Source organism: Sphaerospermopsis kisseleviana CS-549 (genome assembly GCF_028329225.1).
Taxonomy (GTDB): Bacteria; Cyanobacteriota; Cyanobacteriia; order Cyanobacteriales; family Nostocaceae; genus Sphaerospermopsis; species Sphaerospermopsis kisseleviana.
Genome location: NZ_JAQMTI010000221.1, coordinates 1 through 6,375 on the forward strand (window position 1 = coordinate 1; position 6,375 = coordinate 6,375).

Genomic DNA, 6,375 nt, shown 5'->3' on the forward strand with positions numbered 1-6,375 from the left:
AAAACTTTAACGATGCTTTAGGTGGTGTTGATACAGTATTTTCCTCGGTAAACTTCACCTTGGGATTTGGACTAGAAAACCTGACATTAACTGGTACTGGTAATATTAATGGTACAGGGAATAGCAATAATAATGTGATCATTGGTAACAGTGGCAATAACATTCTTACGGGTGGTTTAGGTGCTGATACCCTGACTGGTGGGTTAGGCGCTGATAAATTTGTATTTAACAGCCTATCTCAAGGCATTGACATCATCAAAGACTTCCAGTGGACACAGAATGATAAAATCCAGGTTAGCAAAATTGGATTTGGTGCTACCTCTTTGAGTCAGTTTACCTATAATTCATTCAGTGGTAACTTGTCCTTCCAGGGGAATACATTTGCCGTAATTGAGAATAAACCATCTGGCTTTGCGGTTTCCTTAGATGTTGTATTGGTCTAGATTCCTAAAAGATTGTTTGAAAAGTTTGTGATGGTAATGTTAGACACTTAAAGATTCCCCCTAATCCCTTAATAACAGGGATTTAGGGGTATATCAAAGTTCGGTTAAGGATTTTTGTAGCGACTGTCTTGAATGTCAAGCGATCGGTAAAAAATTGGTAATGAAGTGAAAAATAATTATTTTCACAACAAATTAGCACTCTGTTTTAGAGAGTAAAAGGCAATATAGTATTTTTCAAGAGTAAGAACAAATGCAAGAAATTTAAGTTGGTAAAATGGATTGTAAACTATCTTGCTCTTGAAAACTCCAAGGAAGATTATCCCGAACCATTGCATTTAAAATCAAGATTTTATGAACGCAAGCAGTAATAGCTAATTTTTTGGATTTACCACGTTCAACAAGGCGTAAAGTCCCATTTTTGACTGAAAATCAGAAGTCCAACAGCAAGCTAGATGAAGTCACTACAATTACACAAGGACTTGCTGTTGGTTACATAGTAGATCAACCAGGAGAATGGGAATTTTCTAGTTATTTGGAATATGCAGAATTGGGACTAGGAAAAATACCCAAAATAGACTACATCAAAATGCACATTGAGGAAGAATCAGCTTACCAACAATTTTTACTAGATTATAATTTACCTAATGGTATTGGATTTAAAAGACTGCTACTTGATGATTAGTTTGGCACTCGGCACAGATCCCTGACTTCTATGATTAATTATTTGTTTAACAGCGAAATCTTTTAAAGAAGTCGGGGATCTTAATCTTCGTTTATACATCAAAATACAATTTAAATATATATGATTTAAATATAATTAAATCATTGCTATACTTGAATTAGCATAGTTTAAGGTTATGGTAAACTAACCATACCAGAAATTTACACATCTAATAGCCAATGACTAAAAAATGGTTTAGAATCTGTACAACAGCAATATTTATCCTATCATTGATCTTACGATTTTGGGGATTAGGAAGATTTAATACCCTCGTATTTGATGAGGTTTATTTTGCCCAATTTGGTAATAATTATCTTACCAACACTCCCTTTTTTAATGCCCATCCTCCCCTGAGTCAATATATCATTGGTTTAGGAATTTGGATTGGTAATCATATTCCCTTTTGGCAAAATCCTGTCAACGGTGCAACAGGTTCTTTATTATCTCCTTGGAGTTATCGGTGGGCAAATGCTTTTACAGGTTCATTAATTCCCTTAATAGTTATTTTCCTCACTTATCAATTAAGTTATCGTCGTGGTTTCGCTTTATTAACAGGTTTATTTACAGCTTTGGATGGTTTATTTTTGGTAGAATCTCGCTATGCTTTAAGTAATATCTATATAGTGATTTTTGGATTAATCGGACACTGGTTTTTATTATTAGCTTTGGAAAAACAAAATAAACAACGTTGGTTTGCTTTATTCATAGCTGGAATTAGTTTTGGTGCTTCCATTGGGACAAAATGGAACGGTTTATGGTTTCTTGCTGGTGCTTATGGAATTTGGATAGCAGCTTGGATAATTCGTTGGTTGCAATCTTTTTCATCATCACCACGCTCTCCTTTATTTACTTATTTACGTCCTTTCCTTTCTCCCAGTCAAGAACGAATAAAAACCCAAGAAAATACCCCACAAATACCACTGCAAAAAATTACGCAAATCAATATTTTACAAATGGGATTTTTTCTCGGAATTATCCCTATATTAATGTACAGTTTAATTTGGATTCCTCATCTCCAGCTAGACACAAGTTATGGATTTATAGAAGTTCATAAACAAATTTTACAGTTTCATCTTCAGTTAGGTGGTAATGATTCTAGTGTACATCCCTACTGTGCTGCATGGTACAAATGGCCATTAATGACTCGCCCAATGGCTTATTATTATCAAATCACTCAAAGTTTTCAAGATCCCATTCCTGTATTTGGACCACCCTTACCTCCTGGTGCGGGGAAAGTGGTTTATGATGTTCATGCAATGGGTAATCCTTTTTTATGGTGGTTTGGTTTAGCGACAATTATATTTTTAGTAGGAATGTTATTTGTAAAAATCTTACTACCGGGAATACAGCAAAAACGATTATTTATTCCTAAAAATCTAGGCGTTGATACTTGGATTGCTTTATATATTGTTATCAATTATGCTGCTAACTTATTACCTTGGGTAAAGGTAAATCGCTGTGTGTTTATCTACCATTATATGAGTGCAGTGATATTTACATTTATTGCACTTGCTTGGTTTGTTGATCAATGTCTTCGCAGTTATTATAGAGGAATGCGTATACTTGGTCTAACAATCAGCTTCACTATTATAGTTGCTTTTGTTTTTTGGCTACCTATTTATTTAGGTTTACCTCTTTCTGTGGAAGATTATCACCTACGGATGTGGTTTAGAAGTTGGATATAAAAATTAAACGGGGATCTAAAAAGATTTTCCATAGCACACGATCCCTAACTTCTTATTTTGATACTTTCAATCAAATATGATCAATGTTTAGAAGTCGCGGATCTGGAAAGATTTTCAATGGAATCAGAATCAAACCTTTGATATTTTCTTATGATATTTTCTTAATATATCTATATAAAAAGTGGTTACTTAATCACTTTAATTTCACATTTATTATCTGTAGTTAGGATAACTACCTGTTAAACTTTAATCAGTTAAAGATTAGGGTAAATCTACCCAATGACAAAAACCCAATGACAAAAAAGTCAAGAAATGATAAGAGGCAGAAAAAAAATTAACGCAGTAATCACAAAGTCTGAAAACAGCAAATTAGAATTTAACATCTCATTCAGTTTCTTAGCTACATAATCATCTGCAAGTTAGTTGAACAGAAAATTGAAAAGTGCTAAGAGAGTTACATCTGGGTAGGTTAATAAACCTGACAAGTGAAAACATCTATCGCTAACTCTACTCTTGATGCACCTAGATAATAGAGGGGAATCGTGATGGATATCAGCTTACAAGTACAAAGCTTACAAGTACAAAGCTTACAAGTACAAAATGTTTCAGATATTAAGATCAAGAGCTTGAAAGAAGCACCTATTCATCTTTCTAGCCAAATTCAGCCCTATGGTATTCTGTTAATATTAGAAGAACCAGAATTAAATGTATTACAGGTTAGTAATAATACCTTAAATGTTTTCGGCATTTCTCCCGAAAATATGGTGCAGAAGAAATTAGAAGATTTAATCGATCCGTTCCAGTTTGAGAGAATTAAATCTGGGTTATTAGATCAGAATCTAAATTTTATCAATCCTACCAAACTTTGGATTAAGAGAAAAGGTGATGAATACACAGTATTTGATGCTGTATTTCACCGTAATTCTGAAGGATTTTTAATTCTAGAATTAGAACCAGCAATTTCTCAAGAAAATATTCCCTTTTTAAGCTTTTATCATTTAGCTAGAGCATCCATAAATCGCTTAGAAAACACAAAAAACCTCAGAGAATTTTGTCAAATCATTGTTCAAGAAGTGCGAAAAGTCACCGGATTTGATAGAGTCATGCTATATAAATTCGATGATGATGGACATGGTTCAGTTATTGCGGAAGAAAAAATAGACGAGTTAGAATCTTACTTGGGTTTACATTATCCAGAATCAGACATTCCCAAACCAGCGAGAAAATTATTTATTGATAATTCTATCAGGTTAATTCCCGATGCTAATATAGAATCGGTGATAATTTTTCCTGTTGATAATCCTGTTACAAATCGTCCAGTTGATTTAACTAACTCTATTCTCAGAAGTCCCGCACCTTGTCATATAGAATATTTACATAATATGGGGGTTGGTGCTTCTTTGACAATCTCTTTGATTAAAGATCAAAAACTTTGGGGATTGATTGCTTGTCATCATAAAACACCCAAATATGTTTCTTATGAATTGCGGAAAGCTTGCGAATTTTTAGGGAGAGTGATATTTTCTGAAATTTCCGCTAGAGAAGAAACAGAAGATTATGATTATCGCATGAATTTGACCTATATTCAATCACTTTTAGTTGAATATATGTCCCAAGAAGATAATTTTATTGATGGTTTAGTGAAAAACCAACCTAATCTTTTAGACTTAACCAGTGCCACAGGAGCAGCAGTTTGTTTTGGGGGAAATTACACCCTGATTGGTGAAACTCCCAGAGAAGAAGAACTGAATTTTTTAGTAGAATGGTTAAAGAATAATATAGAAGATGAAGTCTTTTATACGGATTCTTTGGCTAATATTTACCCAGATGCGATTAGTTTTAAAAATGTCGCTAGTGGTTTATTAGCTATTCCTATTTCTCAAAGGAATTATGTATTATGGTTTAGACCGGAGGTGATTCAAACTGTTAATTGGGGTGGAGATCCGAATAAAGCTTATGAAGTTAATCAAACTCAGGGAAATTTACGTTTATGTCCCCGGAAATCATTTGAACTGTGGAAAGAAACAGTTAGATTAACATCTTTACCTTGGCAATATGTAGAAATCAAAGCAGCTTTAGAATTGCGGAAAGCAATTGTGAATATTGTACTACGTCAAGCTGATGAATTAGCACAATTGGCGCATGATTTAGAAAGATCAAATGCGGAATTGAAAAAATTTGCCTATGTTGCTTCCCATGATTTACAAGAACCATTAAATCAAGTAGCAAATTATGTGCAATTATTAGAAATGCGCTATGAATCTGCCCTGGATGAAGATGCAAAAGAATTTATTAATTTTGCAGTCGAGGGAGTCAGCTTAATGCAAACCTTGATTGATGATGTATTAGCATATTCTAAAGTTGATACTCAAGCGATCGCATTTCAAGTTACAGAAGTAGAAACAGCCTTAGAAAAAGCATTAAGTAACCTCCGCAAACGCATTTCCGAAACCGGCGCAACCATTACCCATGATCCGTTACCCACTGTCATGGCTGATAGTACACAAATAATGCAATTGTTTTTAAACTTGATAGGTAACGCGATTAAATTCCGCAGTCACGAACCACCGGAAATTCATATAGGTGCAGAAAGATTAGAAGATGAATGGTTATTCTCAGTACGCGATAATGGAATAGGCATAGATCCGCAATTTAGCGATCGCATTTTTGTCATCTTTCAACGTCTCCACACCAGGGATGAATACCCCGGTACTGGTATGGGTTTAGCAATTTGTAAAAAAATCATTGAATGTCATCGGGGGCGAATTTGGGTAGAGTCACAACTCGGACAAGGTGCAACCTTCTACTTTACCATTCCAGCAGGAGGACGTGATCGTGAGCGTAGAAACGGAAGAAATACACAAAATAATCTTTTTAGTTGAGGATAACAAAGCCGACATTCGCCTCATCCAAGAAGCATTAAAAACCAGTTCACTACCCCATGAAGTAGTAACAGTTAGGGATGGAATAGACGCAATGGCCTATCTGCGTCAAGAAGGTGAATATGCCGATGCCATACGCCCCGATCTGATTCTTCTTGATTTAAATTTACCCAGAAAAGATGGACGAGAAGTATTAGCAGAAATTAAATCTGACCCCAAACTCAAACGCATTCCTGTGGTAGTGTTAACAACTTCCAAAAACGAAGATGACATTTACCACAGCTACGACTTGCACGTAAACTGTTACATCACCAAATCCCGCAACCTCGCCCAATTATTTCAAATTGTCAAAGGTATTGAGGAATTTTGGTTTGGTACCGCCACTTTACCCACAGAATAATATTGGTGATTGGTGATTGGTGATTGGTGATTGGGTAAAAATAAATTGATAATTCATAATTTGTAATTCAAAAACTTCTGCCTCCTACCTCCTGTACGGGCGAAGTAGGGGCGAAGCATTCGGAAAATAACCTGTGATAAAAATTGATAATTTATCGGCCGAATGCTTCGCCCTTACAGGAAAATAACCTGTGATAAAAATTGATAATTTATCGCCCGAATGCTTCGCCCTTACAGGAAAATAA

Annotated in this window: 4 protein-coding genes and 1 pseudogene; all 5 read left to right on the forward strand. The window is 34.9% G+C overall.

The genetic code is table 11. The features are described from left to right. Window positions 1–443, forward strand: a pseudogene (locus PN497_RS17460) (M10 family metallopeptidase C-terminal domain-containing protein); the annotation flags it as partial. Between the two features lie 418 nt (window positions 444–861). Next, a complete protein-coding gene (locus PN497_RS17465; protein ID WP_272110727.1) occupies window positions 862–1,125 on the forward strand; it encodes a hypothetical protein in 264 nt (87 codons plus the stop codon). Between the two features lie 218 nt (window positions 1,126–1,343). After that, entirely contained in the window at window positions 1,344–2,849 is a 1,506-nt protein-coding gene (locus tag PN497_RS17470; RefSeq protein WP_096568270.1) for a dolichyl-phosphate-mannose--protein mannosyltransferase, read from the forward strand. A gap of 545 nt (window positions 2,850–3,394) precedes the next feature. After that, window positions 3,395–5,731, forward strand: a complete 2,337-nt coding sequence (locus tag PN497_RS17475) for a sensor histidine kinase (protein ID WP_096568272.1) — start codon at window positions 3,395–3,397, stop codon at window positions 5,729–5,731. Next, window positions 5,685–6,131, forward strand: coding sequence for a response regulator (locus tag PN497_RS17480; RefSeq protein ID WP_096568274.1), 447 nt, complete (start codon window positions 5,685–5,687; stop codon window positions 6,129–6,131). The genes PN497_RS17475 and PN497_RS17480 overlap by 47 nt, the downstream gene beginning before the upstream one ends. Window positions 6,132–6,375 lie beyond the last annotated feature (244 nt).

Excerpts from the sequence above, each read along its gene's own strand:
- PN497_RS17475 (WP_096568272.1), top strand. The coding sequence starts at position 3,395 with ATGGATATCAGCTTACAAGTACAAAGCTTACAAGTACAAAGCTTACAA.
- PN497_RS17470 (WP_096568270.1), top strand. The coding sequence starts at position 1,344 with ATGACTAAAAAATGGTTTAGAATCTGTACAACAGCAATATTTATCCTA.